We start from the raw sequence: 25513 nt of genomic DNA, 5'->3' as shown, positions 1-25513 counted from the left end.
CGCTCAGGAGCCGCCGCCCTCCAGCATCTCGATCAGCGCCTCGAAGCGGGCCCGCCAGCGCTGCTCCGACTCCGTCTCGCCCTGGAACTCGTACGTGAAGCGCAGCGCGGTCCCCGTATCGCCGTCCCGTTCCAGGTGGAACCGCAGGCGTCCGCCGTCCTCCATCGTGTACTCGGCGACCCGCTCGACGTCCCATGCCGTGACCTGCCCGGATCCGACGTCACGCAGTGAGATCGAGCCGCCGAGCCGGGGTTCCAGGACGTCGGCGGGCGTGAACCAGCCGGCGAGCCCTTCGGGGGTGCCGAGCGCCGGCCAGACCGTCTCCACGGGCCGGGGGAGCCGCACCAGGAAGTGCAGGATGTGCGTGTTCCCGTGGGTCTGGCTGATGCCCTGTTCTACGGAACCGCTCATGACACCAGCCTGACCCCGACGGGGGCGATGCGCACCCGTTACGGGCGCTGACCTGCACGGTCGACGACGGCCCGGCGTCCACCACGTTCTCAGCGACCTTCACACCGGGGATCCTGGCGGCCGCGCGGAAGAGCGCCACGCCTTCAGATTCGTATCCACGCCCTCTGCCTGTCCGCACGACAAAGGCCGGCTCCTGTGAACTGGGTCATGGGAACCGGCCTTCGCGGCGAGGGACTTACACCCCGGCGTACGAGTGCTTGCCGGAGACGAAGATGTTCACGCCGTAGTAGTTGAACAGCCAGCAGCCGAAGGCGATCAGGGCCAGGTAGGCGGCCTTGCGGCCCTTCCAGCCGGCTGTGGCGCGGGCGTGCAGGTAGCAGGCGTAGGCGACCCAGGTGATGAAGGACCAGGTCTCCTTGGGGTCCCAGCCCCAGTAGCGGCCCCAGGCGTCGCCCGCCCAGATGGCGCCCGCGATGATCGTGAAGGTCCACAGCGGGAAGACGGCGGCGTTGACGCGGTAGGAGAACTTGTCGAGGGACGCCGAGGCGGGCAGCCGGTCCAGGACGGAGTTCGCGAAGCGGCCGGGGGTGCCCCCGTTCGCGAGCTTGTTCTCGTAGCTGTCCTTGAAGAGGTAGAGCAGCGTGGACATCGCGCCGACGTAGAAGACCGCGCCGCAGAAGATCGCCGTGGAGACGTGGATGTACAGCCAGTACGAGTGAAGGGCGGGAACCAACTGGTCGCTGGCGGTGTACAAGACAGTGACGGCGAGGCCGAGATCGAGGAGGACCGTGGTGATCAGGAACAAGCCGAGCCAGCGCACGTTCTTCTTCAGCGCGAGCAGCGACAGGTACACCCCGACGGCGACCGTGGAGAAGGTGATGTTGAACTCGTACATGTTGCCCCACGGCGCCCGCTCCACCGACAGAGCCCGCGTGAGCACACCACCGAACTCGATCAGGAAGGCGAGCACGGTGAGGGAGATGGCGATACGCCCGTAGAGGTCGCCCTGCGCGTCCCCACCGTGCGCCCCGGGCCCGTCCGGCACGTCCCGCTGACCGGCGGTGGCCCGCACGACGACCTTCGGCCGCTCCAGTACGGCGGTGGACCCGCCCTTCTTCACGGTGACGGCGGGCGCGGCGGCGGCCTTGGCGGCCTTCGCCGGGGTGAGCGCGGCGGCCGTGCGGCCGACCTTGCTGCGGCTGCCGAGGAGCCATTCGGCGATGTACGCGAAGAAGGCCAGGGTGTAGACGGCCATCGACGAGTAGATCAGCGTGTTGCTGATGTTCGCCAGGTTTTCGTTGGTGGCGGCGGCCAGCTCGGTCGCGGCGGCGAGAGTCACTTGGTGTCAGCCCCTTCGGCGGGTGCGACTTGGGGGTCGGGGGGAGCTTCGGAATCTGCGGGGTCGTCGGCTGCGGCATCGGGTGCGCCCGGCGCCTGCTCGTACAGGATCCCGGCGAGATCGCCGAGCTCCTCGGGCACCTTGGCGGACTCGCTGCGGCCGAGGCCGGCCATCTCGACGACCGTGACGCCGTCGGGGCCGGGGGCTGCCCGCACCCAGACGCGGCGGCGCTGGATGAAGAGGGAGGCGGCCAGACCGAAGATCGCAGCGAGGGAACCGGCGAGCGCCCAGCCGCTGCCGGGCTGGCGGGCCACCTGGAAGCCGGCCCACTCCTTGACCTCCTTCTCGAAGGTGATCGAGCCGGCACCGTCCGGGAGCTTCATGGTCTCGCCGGGCTTCAGGTTCTCCCTGAGCTGTGCGCCCTTGGAGTCCTTGAACCCCTTCAGGTTCTTCTTGTTCAGCTGGTACACGCTCTGCGGGAGGCCCGCGTTGACACCGAGGTCACCGTGGTAGGCCTCCAGGTTCAGCACCGGGTTCAGCAGCGCCGGGAACTGCGAGGCGATCTCGTTGCCCTTGACGTAGGTGGGAAGGAAGAAGGCCTGGAAACCGAGCTGGTCCCACTTGCCCTTGGCATCGCGGTAGCCGTCCATGACCTTGATCGCGCCGGTGGAGGTGACGTTGCCGTCAAGCGGCAGCAGCGGTACCGCGTCGCTGTAGACGGCCTTGCCCTTGCCGTCGCGGACCGTGATGACGGGCGCGTAGCCGTGGCTGACGAGGTAGACCTTCGAGTCGCCGATCTCCAGCGGCTCGTTGACCTTGACCGTGGTCGTCTGCTCCTTGCCGTCGGCGCCCACGCTGTAGGCGAGGTCTGCCTGGTAGGTGCGCGGGGTGCCGCGGTTGGGGCCGCTTGCCTCGTACGTGCCCTTGAAGTTCTTCAGGTTGAAGCTGAACGGATCCAGCTCGTCCTGGCTGAAGAGGCTGCCCGACTTGAAGTCGTCGTACTGGGTGAGGGTGTTGGAGAAGCCGTCTCCCTCGACGATCAGCTTGTTGCCCTCGGACTTGTACAACTGGCCCCAGGCGAAGGCGATCAGCATCACGATCAGCGCGATGTGAAAGGCAAGGTTGCCGACCTCGCGCAGATAGCCCTTCTCCGCGGCGACGGCGTCACCGGCGAGGTGGGCCCGGAAGCGGCGCTTCTTCAGCAGCGCGAGCGCGGCCTCGCGGACCTGGTCGGGCTCGGCCTCGGTGCGCCAGGTGGTGTAGGCGGGCAGCCGGGTCAGGCGCCTCGGGGCGCCCGGCGGACGGCCGCGGAGCTGGCCGACGAACTGCCAGGTGCGCGGGACGATGCAGCCGATGAGGGAGACGAACAGCAGGATGTAGATCGCGGAGAACCACACCGAGCTGTAGACGTTGAAGAGGCCGAGCTTGTCGTAGATCGGCGCGAGCGTCTCATGTGCCTTGCGGAACTCGGCGACCTTCGTCTCGTCGATGCCGGTCTGCGGGATGAGCGAGCCAGGGATCGCGCCGAGCGACAGCAGCAGAAGCAGCAAAAGCGCGACCCGCATCGAGGTGAGCTGCCGCCAGAACCAGCGCGCCCAGCCGATGATGCCGAAGGAGGGGAGGTGGGAGATCTCCTCGACGGGGGCTGTGGAGAGCTGAGAGCCGGCGGTGCCCAGATCCTGGTCGTCGGCGGCCGGGGTCGCGTCGGTTGTCGTCTTGCTCATGGATCAGATCCCCACAGTGAAGCCGTTGGACCAGACCTGCATCTCCTGCACGATGCGGTCCCACGCGCCGGTCAGCAGCAGCACACCGGTCACGATCATCATGGTGCCGCCGATGCGCATTACCCAGACATAGTGGCGCTTGACCCAGGCGAAGGCGCCGAGGGCCTTGCGGAAGGCTACGGCAGCGAGCACGAAGGGGATGCCGAGGCCGAGGCAGTAGGCGACGGTCAGTATGGCGCCGCGGGCGGCACTGGCCTCGTTGATGGCGAGCGTCTGCACGGAGGACAGGGTCGGGCCGATGCACGGCGTCCAGCCGATGCCGAACAGCGCGCCCAGCAGGGGCGCACCGGCGAGTCCGGTGGTCGGCCTGGTGTGGAAGCGGAACTCCCGCTGGGTGAGCCAGGGCATCATCCCCATGAAGAAGACGCCCATGAGGATCATCAGGACGCCGAGAATCTTCGACAGGACGTCCTTGTGCTCCTGAAGGGTCGAGCCCCAGTAGCCGAACAGCGCCCCGCCGGAGACGAACACGACGGTGAAGCCGAGCACGAACAGGGAGGCGCCGGCGACCATGCGTCCGCGGCGGGCCTCGGCCAGGTCGGTGCCGCTGACTCCGGTGACGTACGACAGATAGCCGGGGACGAGAGGCAGGACGCACGGGGAGAAGAAGGAGACGAGCCCGCCGAGCATCGCGATCGGCAGCGCCAGCAGCAGGGCACCGTGCAGCACGGTGCCGTTGTACTCCGCGGCGAGGGTGAGCGCTCCGGCCACGTCACTTCTCCGCGAGGACCGGCTCGATCATGCCCCGCAGCGACTCCTCGCTGAGGGGCTGCAGCGCACGCGCCGCGATCTTGCCGTCCCGGTCGATGACGAGGGTGGAGGGAATCAGCTGCGGGTTGAGCGTGCCCTTCTCGAAGCGGAGCATCAGCTTGCCCGTCGGGTCGTACAGGCTCGGGTAGGTGATCCCCTGCTCCTTCTCGAAGGCGAGCGCGGGGGTGGTGCTGGTGTCGCGGGTGTTGATGCCGACGAACTGGACGCCCTGGTCCTTGAGGTCGCTGGACACCTTCTCGAAGTTCTTCGCCTCGAGCCGGCAGGGCGGACACCACGATCCCCACACGTTGACGACGATGATCTTGCCCTTGTAGTCGGCGGTGGTCAGCTTCTTGTCGTCGACGGTCTTGCCGTCCAGCACGGGCGCCGTGGTGCGCTTGCCCTGCTCGACCGTGGCGATGCCGTTCTTGCCGGTGACGAAGTTGGTGTCACCGCCGCCGCCCGACGTGCCGCCGGAACTGCACGCGGACAGGGTCAGCGCGGTGGCCGCGGCTGTCGCGGTGAGCAGGACGAGACGTCGGCGGTTCGAGCGCTGGGGGGCGCTTGCGGCACTCATGTGAAAAGTTTCGCATGCCCGTTCCGGGGATCTTGCGCACCCCCCTTGCGGGTGGAAAACCGCATTTCAGGCAGCGTTTTGGGTGCTGTTGGAGCTGCCCGCGCCGCCCTTCATGAACGCCTTCCAGCCACCGGCCGGCTCCTGCCCGACCTCCAGCGTGCGCAACTTGTCCAGAACATCCGGCTTCTGTACGTCCATCCAGTCCACGAACTGCCGGAAGGAGACGAGCCGGACGTCGCCGCCCTTCTCCTTCTCCCGCGCGATGTGCTTGAGGGCCTCCTCGACGGCGTCCATGTAGATGCCGCCGTTCCACTGCTCGAAGTGGTTGCCCACGAAGAAGGGGGCGCGGTTTGTCTCGTATGCCCGCTTGAATCCCTGGATGTACGCCTGTGCGGACTGCTCGCGCCAGGCCGGGTAGTTGTGGCTGGGCGCGTTCGTGGAGTTGATCGACTGGTTGGCGAGCATGTTGTAGTCCATGGAGAGGACCTCGAACGAACGGCCGGGGAAAGGTATCTGCTGCAACGGCAGATCCCACAGTCCCTGCTTCTTCGTCGGCCACACCTGACGCCCGCCGGGCGAGGAGGCGTCGTAGCGCCAGCCCAGCTCCTTGGCGGTGGGCAGCAGGTTGTCCTGACCGAGGAGACAGGGCGTGCGGCCGCCGACGAGTTCCTTGTCGTAGTCGAAGGGCAGGGAGGGCAGGTCGGTCCACCCGGAGTTCGTGCGCCACTCCTTGACGAAGGACTTGGCCTGGTCGATCTCGCTGCGCCACTGCTGCGCGGTCCAGTTGCCGACGGTGCCGTTGCCGCCGCAGAAGTGGCCGTTGAAGTGGGTGCCTATCTCGTGGCCGTCGAGCCAGGCCTGGCGGACGTTCTTCAGCGTGGCCTTGATGTGGTCGTCGGTGAGGTAGCCGATGTCGGAGGCGCCGCGCGGGTTGTTCGGCGGGTCGTAGAGCCGCTTCTTCGACTCGGGCAGCAGATAGAGCCCCGAGAGGAAGAAGGTCATGTGCGCCTCGTGCTGCTTGGCGAGGTCGAGGAAGCGCGGGAAGAGACCGTTGCCGACCTCCCCGGCACCGTCCCAGGAGAAGACGACGAACTGCGGCGGCTCCTGACCGGGCTCCAGCGGCTCGGGCTTGCCGGGCTGGTTCGGCTGCTTGCCGGTGTACGAGGTGGAGCCGTCGCCTATGGGCTTGGCGCGCTGGGTCTGGGTGCCGGGCCGATTGTCCCCGCCGTCGCCGGAACCTCCACCCTGGTTCGACCCGTCTGACTGCGTGAAGGTGCCGCACCCCGCGAGTCCGAGTGCGGCAGCGGCTCCGGCGCCGAGCCCGAGAATTCCCCTTCGGTTGAAGTCGCGCATTGCTTTCCCGTCCGTCGCGTCCTTCGGTGGTCACCCAGTCAGAGGGCGCGACGAACGGGGAGGTTCCTCCAGATCACGGAGGATTCGCAACAAATGTCACAAAGGCGTCTTAGGCGCCGAAAGCCTTGTCCTTCCCCTTCACCGGCTTGGCGCCGGCGCGGAGATGGGCGGGGACGAGGTCGATGGCCGGCTCGCTGTAGCCGACGGACACGATCTTGTCGCCCTGGTACGTGAAGGTCGTCAGGGACGCCAGCGTGCACTGCCGCTTGCGCGGGTCGTGCCACAGCCGCCGCTTCTCGACGTAGCTGCGCACGATCCAGATCGGCAGCTGGTGACTGACCAGCACGGCCTCATGCCCACGCGCGGCGTCCTTGGCGGCGTCCAGCGCGCCCATCATGCGGATGACCTGCTCGACGTACGGCTCACCCCAGGACGGCTTGAAGGGGTTGACGAGGTGCTTCCAGTTCTCCGGCCGCTTCAGCGCCCCGTCCCCCACCCCGAAGGTCTTGCCCTGGAAGACGTTGCCGGCCTCGATGAGCCGCGCGTCGGTCGCGAGGTCCAGGCCGTGCGCCTTGGCGATCGGCGTCGCGGTCTCCTGCGCCCGCTCCAGCGGGGAGGCGCAGACGTGCGTGACGTCCCGGGAGGCGAGATGCTCGGCGACCCGGTCGGCCATCTGCCGCCCGAGTTCGGACAGGTGATACCCCGCGAGACGGCCGTAGAGAATCCCGTCCGGGTTGGCCACCTCGCCGTGCCGCATGAGGTGGACGACGGTGATGTCGCTGTCGCCGGTGGGGCTGTCGTTGGTCATGGGGGTGTCGCTCATGCCGCCGTGGCCTCCGCCGCCGCTCGGGCCGCCGCCGGGAGGGCGTCGGCGATCCGCTGGACGGCCTGCTCGTCGTGTGCCGTGGAAACGAACCAGGACTCGAAGGACGAGGGCGGCAGATAGACACCCTGCGCCAGCATCGACTGGAAGAACGCGGTGAAGCGGAAAGACTCCTGCCGCTTGGCGTCCTCGTAGTTGCGCACTTCCCGGTCCGTGAAGAACACGGAGAACATGTTGGAGGCGGTCTGCAGCCGGTGCGCGACGCCTTCCTTGGTGAGGGCCTCGGTGACGAGGGACTGGATGGCCCCCGACACGGCGTTGACCTTGTCGTACGCCGCCTCGTCGAGGAGCCGCAGCTGGGCGAGCCCGGCGGCGGTGGCGACGGGGTTACCGGAGAGGGTGCCGGCCTGGTAGACGGGTCCGGCGGGCGCGAGGTGGGCCATCACATCGGCACGGCCACCGAAGGCGGCGGCCGGGAAGCCGCCGCCCATGACCTTGCCGAAGGTCATGAGGTCGGGCTTGACCCCGTCGACGCCGTACCACCCGGCGCGGCTGGTGCGGAAGCCGGTCATGACCTCGTCGGAGATGTAGAGGGCGCCGTTCTTCCCGCAGGCGTCCTTCAGCCCCTGGTTGAAGCCGGGCAGCGGCGGGACGACGCCCATGTTGCCGGGCGAGGCCTCGGTGATCACACAGGCGATCTCACCGGGGAAGCGGTGGAAGGCCTCGTGGACGGACTCGAGGTCGTTGTAGGGCAGGACGATCGTGTCGCCGGCCTGGGCGCCGGTGACGCCGGGGGTGTCGGGAAGAGCGAAGGTCGCGACTCCTGACCCGGCAGAGGCGAGCAGCGAGTCGACGTGCCCGTGATAGCACCCGGCGAACTTGATCACCTTGGACCGCTGGGTGAACCCGCGGGCGAGCCGGATGGCGGACATCGTGGCCTCGGTGCCGCTGGACACAAGCCGCACCTGCTCCAGCGGCTCGATCCGGTCGACCATCTCCTCCGCGAGCGCGACCTCGCCCTCACCGGGCGTACCGAAGGAGGTACCGCGGGAGACGGCGTCCTGGACGGCGGCGATCACGTCCGGGTGGGAGTGCCCGAGGATCATGGGGCCCCAGGAGCAGACGAGGTCGACGTACTCACGTCCGTCGGCGTCGGTCAGATACGGACCGCTGCCGGACACCATGAACCGGGGCGTTCCGCCCACGGCGCGGAAGGCACGGACCGGGGAGTTCACGCCGCCGGGTGTGACGGCGGCCGCACGGTCGAACAGGGCCTGCGAGGCCGGTGCTTCGTATGGGTAGGGCGATTCGCTCATGGCCTGCGACTTCTCCGACCTTCTCGGGCTCCGATTGCCAGTGACCTCCTCAGGGTAGGCCAGCGGGAGGTGACGGCAGCGGGGCCACCGCTGACCGGGCAACCGGTCTCCGCTCGCCCGCGATCTGCGAGACTGGGCGTGATACACACAGCTCATGCGGGGCGTGATGGTCGGGGACTGAAGGCATCCCGCGGACAGGTGTTTCAACGCACGTTTCGGCGGGCGGCCGTGGGGGAGGTCACTGACACGATGATCGGGTTGCGCGGCCGGGGCCACGCGTCCTAGAAAAGCAGTCGGGTGGAGATATGCATCGCGGTGGCGGACTGGGCGAGGGGACTGATGACCTGGGTCCTCGACGTGCCCGGCGGGGAAAACACCGGCGCGAGGCAGAGGATTCGAACGAAGCACGTCAGGGACACGTAGTACCGGATATGCCGAGTGTTCCGAACGAATCAGAGCGGGCCGACCGACGCAGTGATCGGCTGAGGGTGAGCGGGAATGGTGGTCGGGTGGGGGTGACGTACAAGTACTTCGGCGCGCCTGACGGCGCGACCGCGGCCCGCGTCCCGATCTCGATGCGCCCCGAGGAACTCGGCGGCGACGAGCTTGGCATGAACGGCATGTTCACCAAGATCAAGCCGGAGACCATGGCCGCGATGGTCCTCACGGGCATCGAGGGCGTCCCCCTGCACAAGGTGCCGCCCCTGGAGCTGGTCGTCCTCCACCCCGACTACGCCGTGGTCAAGCTGCCGATGACGGTCGTGGATCCCCTGCGCGGCATAGGAGAGGAAGCGGTGGGCGCGGCGGCGTTCATCTGGTCGACCGTGCCGGACCGGGGTGGGCCCCGGGATGCGTTCAACGTGTATCAGCTGCTGCACGAGTGGCAGGACTTCTCGCATCGGTTGCACGAGGCTGGGCATCAGCCCTACTGCCTCGTCTGGCCCTGAGCGGACGGCGCCCGGCCGAGGACCCCCCTCCCCCGACCCCCCGTAGCGGGTGAGGCGCGGGTCAGGTCCTTCGGATGTCATGAGGGTGACGGCGGCGCAGGCGTCTGCCGTCACCCGGCGGTCTCCCTCGGCGCGGGACCGCGCTGATCGGATCGATCCTCATCGGTTCGCTGGCCCAAGCCCTCACCACCCAGGTCGCGGACGACCCGCGACTGTCCACGCAGACACGGGAGGAGGTCGGCGTGGCCCTCGAGGCGGGAGTCACCTTCGTCGCCACCGACCAGGTGCGCTCCGCCGCCCAGCGCGCCGGGCTGCCCCCGTCCGAGGTCGACGCAGTGACGGACTCCTACGCCTCGGCACAGCTCACGGCCTGAAGGCGGCGATCCTCGCGACCGGCGGCATCACACTCGTCAGCTTCCTGGTCACACCCCATCTGCCGGCCGGCCGGACGAACCGTGCCCGTCGGCCGAGGACCGATGCTCCGGCAGGGGCCGGATCGACGTAGTGAACCGGGCGGAAGGGGCACCTGCCGTGTCCCGGAACGCCGGCCCGGCACGCGGCGACCCCATCGCCGCGGCGCAGTCCCCGGATCACCCGCCGTGGGTGACCCGGCCGTCGGCGGTGCAAGGGACGATGAGGCGGTCGAGGCCCCCGTATCGCGCTTTCCGCAGTCCGGGAGCGACCCGCTCGATCACGCGAGGAGAAGAGCGATGACCATGCCGCGTGGACCGGCGTCGCGCGCCGGACCGGAACCCCCTGCCGGCGGGGTGGCCCCCGGCCCGGTGGAGGATCCCGCGGATGTGCTGGCGCGACTGGGCCGTTCCTGGATCTGGATCCTGGGCTCGGCGGTCGCGACGCTGGTGCCAGGCATTCTGATACTGGTCTGGCCGGATGGCACGCTGCACGTCCTGGCGGTCCTCATCGGCCTGTATCTCCTGGTCACCGGCGTGTTCCGGTTTGTCGACGTGTTTGCGCGGGAGGAGCACGGAGAACGACTGCCCGGACTGCTCCTGGCCGTGCTGTACCTCCTGGCCGGAGTCCTGTGCCTGCGGAACCCGCTGCAGACCATCACCGCGCTCTCGCTGATCGTCGGCGTCGTCTGGCTCGTGTCCGGTGTCCTCACCCTCTACACGGCCGTCGCGGCCAAGGGCCTGCCGCACCGTGGCGTGGTCCTGTGCGTCGCGGTGCTCGGCATCGTCGCGGGGATCGTGGTGCTCGCCCTGCCGGCCGAGTCCGCCCGCGCGTTGACCCGGCTGCTCGGCCTGTGGCTGGTCCTGCTCGGTGTGGCCGAGGCGGCGGTCGCCTTCGCGTGGCGGGCGGCGCTCCGAAGGGCGCGCGGCACGGGCACGCAAGATCCCGCCCCCATGGCATGACGCCCCGGCGCCGTTCGTCCGGGCGCTGTGCGTGGACCGAAGCGACGGGCCCTTCGAGTCGTGCGAGCGCGTGTCTGGGGACGTGTGGCTGCCGAAGGCGCACGTGAGTGCCGAAAGGAGCCGCGCCCCGGTCGGGCTCGTCAGGCGCCGGACTCGTCGTCCGGGCGGAACACGGGCGCCGTGGTGGCCCGCGGCATCACATGCGTGGGCAGGACGACGTGCCGTTCGTGCTCGGCCTCGGAGTCCTCGATGAGCCGCAGGGCCAGCTCGCCGGCCTCGCGGCCGATGTCCGCGGCGGACTGGGCCACCGTGGACAGGTCGAACCAGTCGGCGAGCGGCTGGTCGTCGAAGCCGAGGACGGAGATCCGTTCCGGCACGGCGATCTGTGTCCTGCGCAGGATCCGGACGGACGCGACCGCGACCTCGTCCTGCTCGGCGAAGATCGCGGTGGGCGGCTCGCGCAGGCTGAGCAGCGTGCCGAGTGCCTCGGCGATGTCGCGCCGGTCGGCGACCTGCACCGCGGTCACGAGGTCGTCGTCGAGCGGGACGCCCGCTTCGGTGAGTGCCTGCTGGTAGCCGAGCAGCCGTTCGTTGGAGCTGAAGGAGAAGCCGCTGGCGCCCTGCGTCGCCAGGAAGGCGATCCGCCGGTGGCCGAGGTTGAGCAGGTGCCGGGTGCCGTGCAGGGCGCCGGCCACGTCGTCGACGTAGACGCTGGGCCGTCCTTCGACGTGCTGGCTGACGTAGATGACGGGGATGCCGAGGCTGTCCAGCCGCGCGGTCTCCTCGTCGGTGAGGTCGAAGGAGAACACCAGCAGGGCGTCCGCGTTGCGCCGGGCCGGGAGGCGGTCGAAGAACGAGGTGCGTTCGGCCAGGTCGGGGATCACATAGACGTTGAGCTCCATGCCGGCCGCCCGCAGCAGCGGGGCCAGGCTGGACAGGGCGGCTCCCATGAACCACGCGTCGAGTGTGGGCACGAGCACCGCGACGTTCCCGGTTCGGCCCGTGACAAGGCTTGCAGCCTGTCGTGACACGGCGAAGTTCAGCTCGCGCGCGGCCTTCTCGACGCGGGCGCGCACGTCGGGCGAAACGGTGGAGAGTCCGCGCAGCGTGCGGGAGACGGTGGATGTGGAGACCCCGGCCCGTTCGGCCACGTCGGCCATCGTCGGGTGCCGCTGAGCTGGTGGCATGAGCGGACGGTAGCACAGGGGACACGCCGTCCACGGGTCTGCGTGACAGCGCTTTCACGGCACACTTCGCAGTACTACCGCTAAGTAACACATTGACTTCCGGTTAGGCCGCCCCTAGCTTGCAAGCGTTGTCTCGACGGTGCCGAATCGCTGTCGAATTCCCCCAGTGCCGTCAAAGCAATTGCTCTGACCTGCCTGATTGCCCAATCAGGGCAATGACAACGCAGTCTCAAGAGGAACCGCACGCCCAGGAGAGACAGTGACGATCAAGACCTCCCCAACGTCCAGGACCGCGACCAGAGCGTTCCGGTGTTCGGCCGCGCTCGCCACCGGCGGGCTGCTCATCACCGCCTGCTCCCCCTCCGCCGGCACCGACTCCGGGCAGTCCGGAGCACCGTCGTTCGAGGGGCGCGGCCCCATCACGTACGTGGCCGGCAAGGACACCACCGGCAGCGTCCAGCCGATGATCGACCGCTGGAACAAGCAGCACCCGAAGGAGAAGGTCACCTTCATCCAGCTGCCGACGGACCCGGACGCCCAGCGCCGGCAGATGATCCAGAACGCGGAGACGAAGTCCGACGCCTACACGGTGTTGTCCCTCGACGTCGTGTGGACGTCGGAGTTCGCCGCCCACCAGTGGATCGACAGGCTGCCGCAGGAGCGGTTCCCGCTGAGCAGAATGCTGAAGCCGGTGGTGGAGACGGCCAAGTACCGCGGCGGCCTGTACGCGGTTCCGGGCAGCTCCGACGGCGGCATGCTGTACTACCGCTCCGACCTGCTGAAGAAGGCCGGGGTCGGCCAACCCCCGGTCACCTGGGCCGAGTTGAAGAACGCCTGCGCCAAGGTGAAGAAGCTGCCCGAGGCGAAGGACATGTCCTGCTACGCCGGGCAGTTCCAGAAGTACGAGGGCCTGACCGTGAACTTCGCCGAGGCCGTGAACTCGGCGGGCGGCACCGTCACCGACGCGAAGGGCACGCCGGACGTCGACACCTCCGAGGCCAGGAAGGGCCTGGACTTCCTCGTCGGCTCCGCGAAGGACGGGACGATCCCCAAGGAGAGCGTCACCTACCAGGAGGAGGACGGCCGCCAGGCGTTCCAGTCCGGCAAGCTCGTCTTCCTGCGCAACTGGCCCTACATGTACGGCCTGGCCGCCAAGAGCGGGATCAAGGGGAAGTACGCGGTCGCCCCGCTGCCCGGCCTGAACGGGCCCGGCGCCTCCAGCCTGGGCGGCCACAACATGGCCCTGTCCTCCTTCGCGAGGAACAAGGCCACGGCCCTGGACTTCATCAAGTTCTTCACCAGCGAGGAGAACACGGCCACGCAACTCAAGGAGGCCTCCGCCGCCCCGCCGTACGCCGCCCTGTACGACGACAAGGCGCTGATCGCGCAGTACCCCTATCTGCCCGTGCTCAAGGAGTCCATCCTGCGGGCCGTGCCGCGCCCGCGGGTCGTGCAGTACGGCGATGTGACCGCGGCGGTCCAGCAGCAGGCGTACGCCGCCCTGACCGGTGACAAGAGCAGCGCGCAGGCGCTGAAGGACCTGCAGGCGGCGCTGCAGAAGTCCGTCACGCGGTGAGGGGCGGGGCCATGACCAAGACCGAGATCCCGCCCGAGGTCACCGACGGACCGGCCTGCGAACCCGTCACCCGCCGTCGGCTCACGGGAAGGACGGCCCGGGCGACCGCCGGATCGGGGCGGATGGCGGCCCTGCTGGTGTCCCCGACCCTGCTGGTGCTGTCGATCGTCGTCATCTACCCGACCCTCATGGCGCTCAAGGGGTCGCTGTACGGGCCGAAGGGCCTGGACCCGGCGACCGGATTCATCAGCGACACCGAGCCGTTCGTCGCCCTGAAGAACTACGCCGACATCTTCGGCGAGGCCGGGGACCGGTTCTGGAACGCCTTCTGGAACACCACCTGGTTCACCGTCGTCACGGTCGGCCTGGAGACCGTGATCGGGGTGGCCATGGCCCTGATCATGCACAAGGCCTTCCGAGGCCGCGGCTTCGTACGCGCCGGGATCCTGATCCCCTGGGCGGTGCCCACCGCGATCTCCGGCCTGCTGTGGCGGTGGATCTTCAACAGCGACGGCATCGCCAACGCCCTGATCGGCCATCAGATCCTGTGGACCACCGAGGGCTTCCACGCCAAGGTCGCGGTCATCGTCGCCGAGGTGTGGAAGACGGCCCCCTTCATCGGGCTGCTCGTCCTGGCCGGCCTGCAGGTGATCCCGAAGGAGGTCTACGAGGCGGCCCGCCTCGACGGCGCCCGTCCACCCCGCCAGTTCTGGCACATCACACTGCCCCTGGTGAAGCCCGCGCTGCTGGTGGCGGTGCTGTTCCGCTGCATGGACGCGCTGCGGATGTTCGACCTGCCGTACATCCTCGTGGGCGCGCAGAAGCACTCGGTGGAGACCCTGTCCATGCTGGCGCAGGACGAGGCGTCCAACGTCCGCTTCGGCCCGGCGTCCGCCTACGCCGTGCTCCTCTTCCTCTACGTCTTCCTCATCGCCCTGGCCTTCGTACGGCTGCTCGGCGCGGACCTCGTCGGAGAGGGCGCCGCACGCCGCCGACGGACGGCAGGACGCCGCCGTACGGAGGTGACCGCATGACAACCACCCTCACCGCGAGGACAACGTCCGTCACCGCGAAGTGGCGCAGCGGACTGCTCTACGCCTCGGTCGCCGCCGTCGTCGCCTGCTGTCTGGCCCCGTTCTACTGGATGCTGGTCTCCAGCCTGCGCCGCACCTCGGACATCTTCGACACCTCGCTCGTGCCGTCCCCGGTGTCCTTCGAGAACTACCGGGCGGTGTTCGACCCGGCGCAGGGCTTCGGCCGGGCGCTGCTGAACAGCCTGGTCGTCGCCGGGATCACCACCGTCCTGGCCCTGGTGCTGGCCACGTTCACCGCCTACGCGATGGCCCGGCTGGAGTTCCGCGGCAAGCGGCTGATCCTGACCCTCGTCATCGCTACCTCGATGTTCCCGGTGGTGTCGATCGTGGTCCCGCTGCTGAAGCTGTTCACGGACGTCGGCTGGATCAACACCTACCAGGCGATGATCGTGCCGAGCATGTCCTTCGCGCTGCCGCTGGCGGTGTGGAACCTGACCGCGTTCTTCCGGCAGATGCCGGACGAGCTGGAGCACGCGGCGATGGTCGACGGCTGCACGCGCGGCCAGGCGTTCCGCAAGGTCATCATCCCGCTCGCCGCGCCGGGCATCTTCACCACGGCGATCATCACGTTCATCGCCGCCTGGAACGAGTTCCTCATCGCCCTGTCGATGACCAACAAGCCGGACATGCAGACCGCGCCGGTCGCCATCTCGAAGTTCACCGGCGCGACGACGTACGAGACGCCGTTCGGCAGTCAGATGGCCGCGGGCGTCCTCGTCACGGTCCCGCTGGTGGTCATGGTGCTGCTCTTCCAGCGCCGCATCGTCGCCGGACTCACGGCGGGCGCGGCAAAGTAGCCACCCCTTTCCGTAGCCGTTTCCCCCCATCCCCACCCAACGACCAAGGAGATACCCAGCCTTGTCCCCCACCTCCGCACCCTGGTGGCGCAGTGCCGTCATCTACCAGGTCTACATCCGCAGCTTCGCCGACGGGAACGGCGACGGCGTCGGTGACATCGCCGGCATCCGCTCCCGACTGCCGTACCTGAAGTCGCTGGGCGTGGACGCCATCTGGATCAACCCCTGGTACAAGTCCCCGATGGCGGACCACGGTTACGACGTGGCCGACTTCCGGGAGATCGACCCGGTGTTCGGCACGGTCGCCGAGGCCGAGCGGCTCATCGAGGAGGCGCACGCGCACGGGATCCGCGTCATCCCCGACATCGTGCCCAACCACACCTCGGACCGGCACGCCTGGTTCCAGGAGGCGCTGGCGGCGGGCCCCGGCAGCCCGGAGCGGGAACGCTACGTCTTCCGCGAGGGCCGGGGCGACGACGGCTCCCTGCCGCCCAACGACTGGGTGTCCTGCTTCGGCGGCCCCGCCTGGACCCGGCTGCCCGACGGCCAGTGGTACCTGCACCTCTTCGCCCCCGAACAGCCGGACCTGAACTGGGAACACCCCGAGGTGCGCGCCGAGTTCGAGTCCGTCCTGCGCTTCTGGTTCGGCCGTGGCGTGGACGGCTTCCGCATCGACGTCGCGCACGGCCTGATCAAGCACCCGGAGCTGCCCGACCTCCCGCCCCGCCGGGACCCGGACGACGGGCAGGCCTGGCAGCACGTCGACCATCCGCACTGGGACCGCGACGAGGTCCACGACATCTACCGCGCCTGGCGCAGGGTGGCCGACGAGTTCCCCGGCGACCGGTCCTTCGTCGCCGAGGCCTGGGCGGACACCCCCGAGAGGCTCGCCGCGTACGTCCGCCGGGACGGCCTGCACACCGCGTTCAACTTCGACTTCCTGATGTCGAGCTGGCACCCGAAGGACCTGCGCACGGTCATCGACGGCTCCCTGGAGATGCTCGGCGCGGTGGGCGCGCCCGCCACCTGGGTGCTGTCCAACCACGACGTCGTACGGCACCCCAGCCGCTACGGCCGCAAGGCCACCAAGCGCTGGGTGGCCAACACGTCATACGAACCCGAGGGCCCCCTCGACCTGGAGCTGGGCACCAGGCGGGCCCGCGCCGCCGCCCTGCTGATGCTGTCCCTGCCCGGCGGCGCCTACGTCTACCAGGGCGAGGAACTCGGCCTGCCCGAGGTCGAGGACCTGCCCGAGGCCGTGCTCCAGGATCCCGTCTGGGAGCGCTCCGGCCACACCGACCGTGGCCGGGACGGCTGCCGGGTCCCGATCCCCTGGTCCGGCCGCAGCGCCCCGTACGGCTTCAGTCCCGACGGCGCCACCGGGGAGCCCTGGCTGCCGCAGCCCGCCGACTGGGCGCCGCACAGCGTGGCGGCCCAGTCCGGCGACCCGGACTCCATGCTGGAGCTGTACCGCACCGCCCTGCGCCTGCGCCGCGAGCACCCCGCCCTCGGCGACGGCACCATGACCTGGCTGGAGACCCCCGAAGGTGTCCTCGCCCTCAGCCGCGACCCCGGCTTCGTGTGCGTGGTCAACCTCTCGGCCGAGCCGTGTCCGCTGCCGGACCACACCTCGGTGCTGCTGGCGAGCGGCCCCGTGGAGGGCGACGTGCTGGCGCCGGATCAGGCGGCGTGGCTGGCGGTGTAGCGGAGGGTGCGGTCGCACCCGCAGCACGTCGGGGCGGGACTTCCGGGTCCCCCCCCGATGCACGAGGCGCAGCCCCGGGTGCGGCGGCCCTGTGACGGTGAGATCCCAGTAAGAAGGGTGATCGTAAGCTCGCTCACAAGGCCGAACCGCCGGAGGCCTTGGCAGACTGAACCCGTGTCCCAGACTGTTCTCCTCGCCGAAGACGACCGCGCCATCCGCCACGCCCTGGAGCGCGCGCTGACCCTGGAGGGCTACCAGGTCACCGCGGTCGCCGACGGCGTCGAGGCGCTGGCGCAGGCCCACCGCACACCGCCGGACGTGCTCGTGCTGGACGTGATGATGCCCGGCATCGACGGCCTGCAGGTGTGCCGGGTGCTGCGCGCCGAGGGCGACCGCACCCCGATCCTGATGCTGACGGCGCTCGTGGAGACCCAGGACCGCATCGCCGGCCTGGACGCGGGCGCCGACGACTACGTCGTGAAGCCCTTCGACGTCGAGGAGGTCTTCGCCCGGCTGCGCGCCCTGCTGCGCCGCACCAGTGAGGCGAACGGCGCCCCCGTCGACGTACCGAAGCAGCCGCAGGCCCCCGAGCCCTCCGGCCGGCTGATCGAGGCGGCCGGGCTGCGGATGGACCCGCAGGCGCGGCGGGCGTGGCGGGGCGCGCGGGAGCTGGAGCTGACGCGGACCGAGTTCGAGCTGCTCGAGCTGCTGGTCCGCAACGCCGGCATCGTCCTCGACCACTCCACCATCTACGACCGCATCTGGGGCTACGACTTCGGCCCCGGCTCCAAGAACCTCGCCGTCTACGTCGGCTACCTCCGCCGCAAGCTCGACGAGCCGGGCGCTCCGCAGCTGATCCACACGGTGCGCGGCGTGGGTTACGTGCTGCGGGAGGACTGAGTGGGCACGGCCCGGCGTCGGCTCGGGAAGCTGCTGACGGCACGACGCAGAACGGGACTGGGCACCACCTTCGCCCTGTCCTTCGCCGCCGTGACCGCCGTGGTCACCGTCCTGGTCGGGCTGCTGTCGTACACCGCCGCCGCCCGGCTGGTGCGGGTCGACCAGGAGTCCGTGTTCGACGAGGTCGTGCAGGATCTGCGGGGCGAGGTCCGGCAGCGGCCGATGACCCCGGACGACTTCTCCTCCTCCGCGCCGGGCCACGATCTCGTACGGCCCGCCCGTACCGATGTGCAGGTGCTGGGCCCGGACGGGACCGTCGTCGACCCGGGGCGCCCGGGCTTGCCGGTCATGTCCGCCGACCGGCGGATCGCGGCCGACGGGACGGCCGGGCGGATGGTCCAGTACCGGGACGTCGGCGTCGGCAGCGACATCTACCGCGTCGCGACCGTCGCGCTCGGCGGCGGGCGGGGCGCGGTCCAGGTCGCCCAGGAGTTCAGCGACACCGAGGACCTGCTGCGGGCGCTCCAGCAGCGGACGCTGCTGCTGATGGCGGCGGTGGTGACGCTGGCGGGGCTCTTCGGCTGGTGGCTGGCCCGGCGCATCACGCGTCGCCTGGTCGTCCTCACCTCCGCCGCCGAGGATGTCGCCCGCACCCGGCGGCTCGGCATCCAGGTGCCGGTCGCCGGATACGACGAGGTCGGCCGGCTGGGCCGCGCCTTCGACCGCATGCTGGGGCGCCTCGCCCAGTCGGAGGAGGACCAGCGGCGGCTGGTTCAGGACGCGGGCCACGAGCTGCGCACCCCGCTCACCTCACTCCGTACGAACATCTCCCTGCTGCGCCGCATCGACGAACTGCCTCCCGACACCCGTGACGAGCTGGTCGCGGACCTGGGCCAGGAGGCGCGCGAACTGACCGACCTGGTCAATGAGTTGGTCGACCTGGCGGCCGGGCAGTCCGACGCCGAGCCGGCCCAGCGGGTGGACCTCGCGGACATCGCCGAGGACGTCGCCGGGCTCGCCCGGCGGCGCACGGGACGGCGGATCGTCGTCCGCGCGTGCGGGGAGACGACGACGCAGGGGCGGCCGGCGATGCTTCAGCGCGCGGTGACCAATCTCGTCGAGAACGCGGCGAAGTTCGACCGCGCGGGGACCGCGCCGATCGAGATCAACGTCGCCGGGCCCGCCCGGCCCGGGACGGTGCGGGTGGAGGTCCTCGACCGGGGGCCCGGTATCGCCGAGGACGACCTGATCCGGGTCTTCGACCGCTTCTACCGCGCCGCCGACGCGCGATCGCTGCCGGGGTCCGGGCTGGGGCTGTCGATCGTGCGGGAGGTGGCGCTGTCGCACGGGGGAGCGCCGTTCGCCTTCCGGCGGGACGGGGGCGGGACGGCGATCGGGTTCACGGTGGGCGGTTCCGGCTGAGGGCGGGCTGCACTCTCTCGGATCTGCATGGATCGGATCTGCGTGGATCGGATCTTCGTGAATGGGCCACTATCTGTGCGGGCGGGGCGTGCGTCGTGCCCGGTGGTCGAGGGGAGGAGCGTCATCGTGCTGAGCGACGTGGAGAGCGCCGTACTGGCGGAGATCGACGAGGCCGGGATCGGGCGGACGCTGCTGGAGCTGATCTCCGTGCCCAGCGTGACCGGGAGCGCGGCCGAGTCGGAGCTTCAGCATCTACTGGCGGGGCGGCTGGAGCGGCTCGGGCTGGATGTCGACCTGTGGTCCATGGACCTGGACGCGCTGCGCGCGGACCCCGGCTTTCCGGGGGCGGAGGCCGAACGCGAGGAGGCCTGGGGGCTCGTCGGGGTGACGGAGGACGGCGGCGACGGTCCGGCCTTCGTCCTCCAGGGCCACGTGGACGTCGTACCGCCGGGTGACCTGGACGCCTGGGAGGGCGATCCGTTCGTGCCGAGGGTGGTCGGGGACGTCGTCCACGGCCGGGGCGCCTGCGACATGAAGGCCGGCCTGGTGGCGCACCTCGCCGCCCTCGCGGCGATACGGGCCGCCGGGGTGCGGCTGCGCGGGCGCATCGGCGTGCACTTCGTCGTGGGCGAGGAGGACGGCGGCCTCGGCGCCTTCGGCACGCTGCGGCGCGGCCACCGGGGTGACGTCTGCGTCATCGCCGAGCCGACGGGCGGCGCCCTCGTCACCGCCAACGCCGGCGCCCTGACCTTCCGTATCGCCGTGCCCGGCAAGGCGGCCCACGGCAGTGCGCGGGACCAGGGCGTGAGCGCGGTCGACGCGTATCTGCCGCTGCACCGGGCGCTGGCCCGGCTGGAGACCGAGCGCAACCGGGACGCGCATCCCCTGATGGCCGAACACCCGATCCCCTACGCCGTGTCGGTGGGAACCCTGCGCGCCGGGGACTGGGCGAGCAGCGTGCCCGATCTGCTGGTCGCGGAGGGGCGGTTGGGGGTACGGCTGGGGGAGGAACCGGCGCAGGCGCGGGCCGCGTTCGAGCGGTGCGTGGCACAGGCGTGCACCGATGACCCCTGGCTGCGCGCGCACCCGGCGACCGTGACCTGGCCGGGCGGGCAGTTCGCCGCCGGGCGGCTGCCGGAGGGACATCCGTTGCCGGAGGCGATCCGGGGCGCCCATGCGGACGCCGGGGGAGCGGCGGGGCTGCGGGAGTGCGGGGCGCCGTACGGGAGCGATCTGCGGCTGTACGCCGGCGCGGGGATCCCGACGTTGCAGTTCGGGCCGGGGGACATCCGCGTGGCGCACAGTGAGCGGGAGCGGGTGTCGCTCGCCGAAGTGGTGCAGGCGGCGCGGACGTTGGCGGTGGCGGTGCTGCGGACGGTCGGCGCTAAGTGAGCCGAGCCGGGGGTGACGCCTTGGAAGGGTCCTACGAGGGGCCGGAGCAGGGCGGGGCGCCCTGACGCTCTCACTTCCCTGAGGAACGTGCGACCCCGAGGACATCGAGCAGCGCCCGAGTCGCCGGGCTGGGATTGAAGCGGCTCCACGCCAGGTACTCCAGGCGGTGCGGTCCGTCGAGCACCCGGACCAGGGCCAGTTCGGGGTCGTGGGCGGCCAGGGGGCCGATGTACGCCGACGGCAGCAGCGCGATGCCGAGCCCGCGGGCGACCAGCCGGGAGATCAGCTCGACGACGCCGGCCTCGTACGCGACATCGCGGACCAGACCGGCCGCGGCGAAGGCCCGGTCGGACTGGGCGCGGGCCGGTGTCCCCGCCGCGAAGTCCACGAACGTCTCGCCGGCGATCTCCGCCAGCGTGACCCGGGAGGCGCCCGCGAGCCGGTGCCCGGCCGGCACGACGAGGGCGTGCTCGTCGTGATCGAGGACGACGGATTCGACGCCGGACGGCGCCTCGCCCTCCGGCAGGCCCAGGAAGGCGATGTCCAGGTCGCCGTCGCGGATGGCCGTCGCCAGTTCGTCGCTGCGTCCGGAGCGCAGGACGACATGGACGTCCGGGTACCGGGCGCGGTAGCGCTGCAGCAGTTCCGGTACGTCCACGGCAGCCGTCGTCACGATCACACCGACGGCGAGCCGGCCCCGTACGACTCCGGTCGCCGCGGCGGCGTCGGCGACCGCGCGGTCGGCCGCGGCCAGGCACTCGCGCGCGGCGGCGACGAACGCCTCCCCGGCGCTGGTCAGCTCGACACGGCGGCTGGAGCGGGCGAACAGCCGGACCCCGAGCTCCCGTTCCAGTCCGGCGATCCGGTGACTGAGCGACGACTGCACCACGCCGCAGCGCTCTGCGGCACGGGTGAAGTTGCGGGTTTCGGCGACGGCGACGACGTAGCGCATCTGCTGGAGGTCCACGTTTCCATCGTTCTGCTTCATGGCTGTGATGACAACCATGCTTTGGAGTCATGAAGGGTGGCCGCGGAGACTGCGTGACATGCATTCCTTGACCGAACGGTCACCGGGCCCGATACGGCCTTCGTACGCGTTGCCGGTGACGACCGCCGCGACCGCCGCAACCGTCGCCCTCACCGCGATCGCCCCCGTGACCTGGGGCACCACATACGCCGTGACCACGGAACTCCTGCCCCCCGGGCATCCGATGTTCGCCGCGCTGATGCGCGCCCTGCCCGCCGGGCTGATCGGGCTGGCGATCTCACGCGTGCTGCCGCGCGGGGACTGGTGGTGGCGGGCCGCCATCCTCGGCGGTCTCAACATCGGCGTCCTGTTCCCCCTGTTGTTCCTCGCCGCCGAACGCCTCCCCGGCGGTGTCGCCGCCACGCTCGGCGCCACCCAGCCACTGCTCGTCGCCGGGCTGGCCATCGCGGTGCTCCACGACCGGCCTACGGTCTGGCGATGGATCTGGGGCGTGATCGGTGTCGCCGGCGTCGGACTCGTCGTGCTCGGGCCGGACGCCCAACTGGACGCCGCAGGCGTGCTCGCCGGCCTCGGCGGGACGGCCGCCATGGCCGGCGGGGTCGTCCTCACCAAGCGCTGGGGCCGTCCCGCGGGGGTCGGCCCCCTGACCCTGGCCGGCTGGCAACTCACCGCCGGTGGCCTGCTGTTGCTCCCCCTCACCCTCGCGATCGAGGGCGTGCCGCAGCGGATCGACGCCGGGGCGGCCGGCGGCTACCTCTGGCTCGGCAGCATGGGCGGGCTGATCGCCTACACGCTGTGGTTCCGCGGCATCGGCAGGCTGCCGGTCGGCGCGTCCGCACCGCTGGTGCTGCTGTCCCCGCTGGTCGCGACCGTCGTCGGCCTCGCCCTGGGCGAATCGCTGAGCCTGCCGCAGGGCATCGGCTTCGCGCTCGCCCTGGCCGCGTTGCTCGCGGCACAGCTCAATTCCCCGAAGGCGCTGATGAGAGGAGTGCGGGTTCGATGACGACGGATTCGATGACGACGGGTTCGACTACGGCGAGTTCGACTTCGACGAGTTCGATGAATGCAGGCATGACGATCGCCGTGCTCGGTGCCACCGGGATGGTCGGCAGCCGGGTGATCGGCGAGGCGGGCACGCGCGGCCACCAGGTGCTCGCCCTGTCCCGGAAGCCCCCGGCCCAGGGGCCGAACGTCACGCCGGTCGCGGTCGACGCGAACGACCCCTCCGCTTTGCGCGAGGCGCTCACGCACTCCGCGCCGGACGCCGTCGTGCTCACCGTACGGACCCTTCCGGTCGACCAGGACTTCCTGGTCGGAGCCACCCGCACGGTGCTGGACGTCGCCTCCAGACTCGGCATCCGCGTCCTCGTCGTCGGCGGCGCCGGCGCGCTGCGCAGCCCGGAGGACCGCGGCCTGCCGGTGGCCGACAATCCCGCGTACGTCCCGGCCGAGTGGCGGGCCGTGGCGGCTGCCGGAACGGCTCAGCTGCGGACCTGCCAGGCGCACCCCGATGCCGACTGGGTCTATCTGAGCCCACCGGCCCTGCTGGAGCCCGGTGACCGGACCGGCCGCTACCGGCGGGGCACCGACACCTTGCTCACCGCCGCGGACGGCCGTTCGTGGATCAGCGCGGAGGACCTGGCGGTCGCGGTGGTCGACGAACTGGAGGCCTCCGGCCCCGAGCGCCACACCGATGAAGTCGGCCGCATCCGCCACTTCACGGTCGTCCACCGCGACGAGAGCCCGGCTGATCGGCAAGCGGCCGGACGAGGTTGCGCTCCAGGGCGGTGACATAGCCGGCCATGAAGTAGTCAAGCGTCCGGACGCTGTCCCCAATCCTGTGCATCGCCCCGCATGAGGTGAGCCGCCCTGGAGCCTGGGCAATCACACCCGTCCGGGGCGGGCAACGCCCCCGACTGCCCGGCCGGGGGCTGCAGTTGGGGGCAGGTTGCTGCCCAGGTCGATCACACCGAGGGGTAAGGGCACGGTCATGGAAGGCCAACCCCTTTCCGCCTGAACGGCCTCGTCCTCAACCGCCGGACGGGCTGTTCAGTGCGGCCAGCTGCTCGGCGAAGGGCACCACCGTGAGGTCGGCCGCGGCGGTCGTCCTGACTCCCGACAGGCCCTGCATCAACCCCGCCAGCTCGCCCGCCGCCCGCTCGATCCGCCCGTTCAGCCCCTCGGCACCCCAGTCCTCCGAGGCGGCGTAGACGCCGGTCGGAACGACCACGGCCCTCAGGTGGGCGAAGAGCGGACGCAGGGCGTGCTCCAGGACCAGGGAGTGCCGGGCGGTGCCGCCGGTGGCCGCGATCAGCACCGGCAGGCCCGTCAGCGCGTCCTTGTCGATCACGTCGAAGAAGGACTTGAACAAGCCGCTGTACGAGGCCGAGAACACCGGCGTGATGACGATCAGCCCGTCCGCCGAGGTCACCGCGTCGATCGCGGCGGCCAGCTTGCGGCCCGGGAAGCCGCTGGTGAAGTTGTGCGCGATCTCCACGGCGAGGTCGCGTAGCTCGACTACCTCGACGTCCACCGGGTCGGAGGACTGCCGGGCCACCGCCGCCGCCAGCCGGTCGCCCAGCAACCGCGTGGAGGACGGGACGCTCAGCCCCGCGGACACGACGACGAGCTTCATGCGACGGTCACCTCTTCCGAACCCTTCTTCGCCAGCAGGGAAGCGTGTGTCGGCGCCTCGGGCACGTCGGCCGGCCGCCCGGCCGCGAACTCCTTGCGCAGCACCGGCACGACCTCCTCGCCGAGCAGGTCGAGCTGCTCCAGGACGGTCTTCAGCGGCAGCCCGGCGTGGTCCATCAGGAACAGCTGGCGCTGGTAGTCACCGGCGTACTCGCGGAAGGAGAGCGTCTTCTCGATCACCTGCTGCGGGGAGCCGACCGTCAGCGGCGTCTGGTCCGTGAAGTCCTCCAGTGACGGGCCGTGCCCGTACACCGGCGCGACGTCGAAGTACGGCCGGAACTCCCGGACCGCGTCCTGCGAGTTCTTCCGCATGAAGACCTGCCCGCCCAGCCCCACGATCGCCTGCTCGGGGGTGCCGTGCCCGTAGTGGGCGTACCGGTTCCGGTACAGCTCGACCATCTGCTTGGTGTGGTCGGCCGGCCAGAAGATGTTGTTGTGGAAGAAGCCGTCGCCGTAGTACGCGGCCTGCTCGGCGATCTCCGGCGAGCGGATCGAGCCGTGCCAGACGAACGGCGCGACGCCGTCCAGCGGCCGGGGCGTGGACGTGAAGCCCTGCAGGGGCGTACGGAACTTGCCCTCCCAGTTCACGACGTCCTCGCGCCACAGCCGGTGCAGCAGGGCGTAGTTCTCGATGGCGAGGTTGATGCCCTGGCGGATGTCCTGGCCGAACCAGGGGTAGACCGGGCCGGTGTTGCCGCGGCCCATCATCAGGTCCACCCGGCCGTCGGCCAGGTGCTGGAGCATCGCGAAGTCCTCGGCGATCTTCACCGGGTCGTTGGTGGTGATCAGGGTGGTGGAGGTGGACAGCACCAGCCGCTCCGTCTGCGCCGCGATGTAGCCGAGCATCGTCGTCGGGGACGACGGCACGAACGGCGGGTTGTGGTGCTCGCCGGTCGCGAAGACGTCGAGCCCGACCTCCTCGGCCTTCAGCGCGATGGCGACCATGGCCTTGATGCGGTCGCGCTCGGTCGGCGTACGGCCCGTGGTGGGGTCCGGCGTGACATCGCCGACGCTGAAGATCCCGAACTGCATGGTCGCTCACCCTCCAGGTTGTTGACGGTTCAACTATACCCGGAGAACGGCGA

23 protein-coding genes and 1 pseudogene are annotated in these 25513 nt (G+C 70.3%); 12 read left to right on the top strand and 12 right to left on the bottom strand.

Going from position 1 to position 25513, the window contains the following annotated elements:
- Positions 1–3: 3 nt before the first annotated feature.
- The 8 genes from ACWGDB_RS18575 to hemL all read right to left on the bottom strand — a co-directional run bounded on the left by ACWGDB_RS18575 (position 4) and on the right by hemL (position 8353).
- Positions 4–411, bottom strand: coding sequence for an SRPBCC domain-containing protein (locus ACWGDB_RS18575; RefSeq protein WP_453823409.1), 408 nt, complete (start codon positions 409–411; stop codon positions 4–6).
- A 235-nt stretch (positions 412–646) separates the two neighbouring features.
- Positions 647–1750: a c-type cytochrome biogenesis protein CcsB gene (gene ccsB / locus ACWGDB_RS18570; protein WP_427840476.1), complete on the bottom strand. Its 1104-nt coding sequence runs from the start codon at positions 1748–1750 to the stop codon at positions 647–649.
- Positions 1747–3474 (bottom strand): cytochrome c biogenesis protein ResB, encoded by a 1728-nt coding sequence (resB, locus tag ACWGDB_RS18565; protein ID WP_453823408.1) that lies wholly within the window; start codon positions 3472–3474, stop codon positions 1747–1749. The genes ccsB and resB overlap by 4 nt, the downstream gene beginning before the upstream one ends.
- Positions 3475–3477: 3 nt before the next feature.
- Positions 3478–4245: a cytochrome c biogenesis CcdA family protein gene (locus ACWGDB_RS18560; protein ID WP_328880046.1), complete on the bottom strand. Its 768-nt coding sequence runs from the start codon at positions 4243–4245 to the stop codon at positions 3478–3480.
- A 1-nt stretch (position 4246) separates the two neighbouring features.
- Positions 4247–4861 (bottom strand): TlpA family protein disulfide reductase, encoded by a 615-nt coding sequence (locus ACWGDB_RS18555; protein WP_453823407.1) that lies wholly within the window; start codon positions 4859–4861, stop codon positions 4247–4249.
- A gap of 66 nt (positions 4862–4927) precedes the next feature.
- Positions 4928–6214 carry a hypothetical protein gene (locus ACWGDB_RS18550; protein ID WP_453823406.1) on the bottom strand — a complete coding sequence of 429 codons (1287 nt, stop codon included), beginning with the start codon at positions 6212–6214 and terminating at the stop codon, positions 4928–4930.
- A gap of 109 nt (positions 6215–6323) precedes the next feature.
- Entirely contained in the window at positions 6324–7037 is a 714-nt protein-coding gene (locus tag ACWGDB_RS18545) for a histidine phosphatase family protein (RefSeq protein WP_453823405.1), read from the bottom strand.
- Complete coding sequence (gene hemL / locus ACWGDB_RS18540; RefSeq protein ID WP_453823404.1) at positions 7034–8353, bottom strand: glutamate-1-semialdehyde 2,1-aminomutase; 1320 nt, start codon at positions 8351–8353, stop codon at positions 7034–7036. The genes ACWGDB_RS18545 and hemL overlap by 4 nt, the downstream gene beginning before the upstream one ends.
- 509 nt (positions 8354–8862) lie before the next feature.
- On the opposite strand from hemL, the gene ACWGDB_RS18535 reads away from it, so the two are divergent.
- The 3 genes and pseudogenes from ACWGDB_RS18535 to ACWGDB_RS18525 all read left to right on the top strand — a co-directional run bounded on the left by ACWGDB_RS18535 (position 8863) and on the right by ACWGDB_RS18525 (position 10673).
- Positions 8863–9300 carry a hypothetical protein gene (locus ACWGDB_RS18535; RefSeq protein WP_003974483.1) on the top strand — a complete coding sequence of 146 codons (438 nt, stop codon included), beginning with the start codon at positions 8863–8865 and terminating at the stop codon, positions 9298–9300.
- A 134-nt stretch (positions 9301–9434) separates the two neighbouring features.
- Positions 9435–9805: pseudogene (locus ACWGDB_RS18530) on the top strand (MFS transporter); the annotation flags it as partial.
- Between the two features lie 205 nt (positions 9806–10010).
- A complete protein-coding gene (locus ACWGDB_RS18525) occupies positions 10011–10673 on the top strand; it encodes an HdeD family acid-resistance protein (RefSeq protein WP_453823403.1) in 663 nt (220 codons plus the stop codon).
- A gap of 140 nt (positions 10674–10813) precedes the next feature.
- On the opposite strand, the gene ACWGDB_RS18520 is transcribed toward ACWGDB_RS18525, so the two are convergent.
- Positions 10814–11833 carry a LacI family DNA-binding transcriptional regulator gene (locus tag ACWGDB_RS18520; protein WP_453823510.1) on the bottom strand — a complete coding sequence of 340 codons (1020 nt, stop codon included), beginning with the start codon at positions 11831–11833 and terminating at the stop codon, positions 10814–10816.
- Between the two features lie 286 nt (positions 11834–12119).
- Here ACWGDB_RS18520 and ACWGDB_RS18515 point away from each other — a divergent pair, with 286 nt between their 5' ends.
- The 7 genes from ACWGDB_RS18515 to ACWGDB_RS18485 all read left to right on the top strand — a co-directional run bounded on the left by ACWGDB_RS18515 (position 12120) and on the right by ACWGDB_RS18485 (position 20746).
- On the top strand, positions 12120–13436 hold the full coding sequence (locus ACWGDB_RS18515; RefSeq protein WP_453823402.1) for an ABC transporter substrate-binding protein: 1317 nt from the start codon (positions 12120–12122) through the stop codon (positions 13434–13436).
- Between the two features lie 11 nt (positions 13437–13447).
- Positions 13448–14470 carry a carbohydrate ABC transporter permease gene (locus ACWGDB_RS18510; RefSeq protein WP_453823401.1) on the top strand — a complete coding sequence of 341 codons (1023 nt, stop codon included), beginning with the start codon at positions 13448–13450 and terminating at the stop codon, positions 14468–14470.
- Entirely contained in the window at positions 14467–15327 is an 861-nt protein-coding gene (locus ACWGDB_RS18505; protein WP_453823400.1) for a carbohydrate ABC transporter permease, read from the top strand. Before ACWGDB_RS18510 ends, ACWGDB_RS18505 begins: the two co-directional genes overlap by 4 nt.
- Positions 15328–15388: 61 nt before the next feature.
- Positions 15389–17032 carry a glycoside hydrolase family 13 protein gene (locus tag ACWGDB_RS18500; protein ID WP_453823399.1) on the top strand — a complete coding sequence of 548 codons (1644 nt, stop codon included), beginning with the start codon at positions 15389–15391 and terminating at the stop codon, positions 17030–17032.
- 174 nt (positions 17033–17206) lie between these two features.
- Entirely contained in the window at positions 17207–17932 is a 726-nt protein-coding gene (locus tag ACWGDB_RS18495; RefSeq protein WP_427840490.1) for a response regulator transcription factor, read from the top strand.
- Positions 17933–19354 (top strand): ATP-binding protein, encoded by a 1422-nt coding sequence (locus tag ACWGDB_RS18490; RefSeq protein WP_453823398.1) that lies wholly within the window; start codon positions 17933–17935, stop codon positions 19352–19354.
- Between the two features lie 126 nt (positions 19355–19480).
- Positions 19481–20746: an ArgE/DapE family deacylase gene (locus ACWGDB_RS18485; RefSeq protein ID WP_453823397.1), complete on the top strand. Its 1266-nt coding sequence runs from the start codon at positions 19481–19483 to the stop codon at positions 20744–20746.
- A 70-nt stretch (positions 20747–20816) separates the two neighbouring features.
- On the opposite strand, the gene ACWGDB_RS18480 is transcribed toward ACWGDB_RS18485, so the two are convergent.
- On the bottom strand, positions 20817–21713 hold the full coding sequence (locus ACWGDB_RS18480; RefSeq protein WP_453823509.1) for a LysR family transcriptional regulator: 897 nt from the start codon (positions 21711–21713) through the stop codon (positions 20817–20819).
- Between the two features lie 79 nt (positions 21714–21792).
- Between ACWGDB_RS18480 and ACWGDB_RS18475 the strand changes: the two genes are divergently transcribed.
- On the top strand, positions 21793–22737 hold the full coding sequence (locus ACWGDB_RS18475; RefSeq protein ID WP_453823396.1) for an EamA family transporter: 945 nt from the start codon (positions 21793–21795) through the stop codon (positions 22735–22737).
- A gap of 68 nt (positions 22738–22805) precedes the next feature.
- Entirely contained in the window at positions 22806–23525 is a 720-nt protein-coding gene (locus tag ACWGDB_RS18470) for an NAD(P)-dependent oxidoreductase (RefSeq protein WP_453823395.1), read from the top strand.
- Positions 23526–23763: 238 nt separating this feature from the next.
- Here ACWGDB_RS18470 and ACWGDB_RS18465 read toward each other — a convergent pair whose 3' ends face one another.
- Positions 23764–24369 (bottom strand): FMN reductase, encoded by a 606-nt coding sequence (locus ACWGDB_RS18465; RefSeq protein ID WP_453823394.1) that lies wholly within the window; start codon positions 24367–24369, stop codon positions 23764–23766.
- On the bottom strand, positions 24366–25460 hold the full coding sequence (locus ACWGDB_RS18460) for an LLM class flavin-dependent oxidoreductase (RefSeq protein WP_453823393.1): 1095 nt from the start codon (positions 25458–25460) through the stop codon (positions 24366–24368). The genes ACWGDB_RS18465 and ACWGDB_RS18460 overlap by 4 nt, the downstream gene beginning before the upstream one ends.
- Positions 25461–25513 lie beyond the last annotated feature (53 nt).

The sequence above is a fragment of the Streptomyces sp. NPDC055013 genome (genome assembly GCF_053608645.1).
This window is presented reverse-complemented; position numbering and strand designations above follow the sequence as displayed.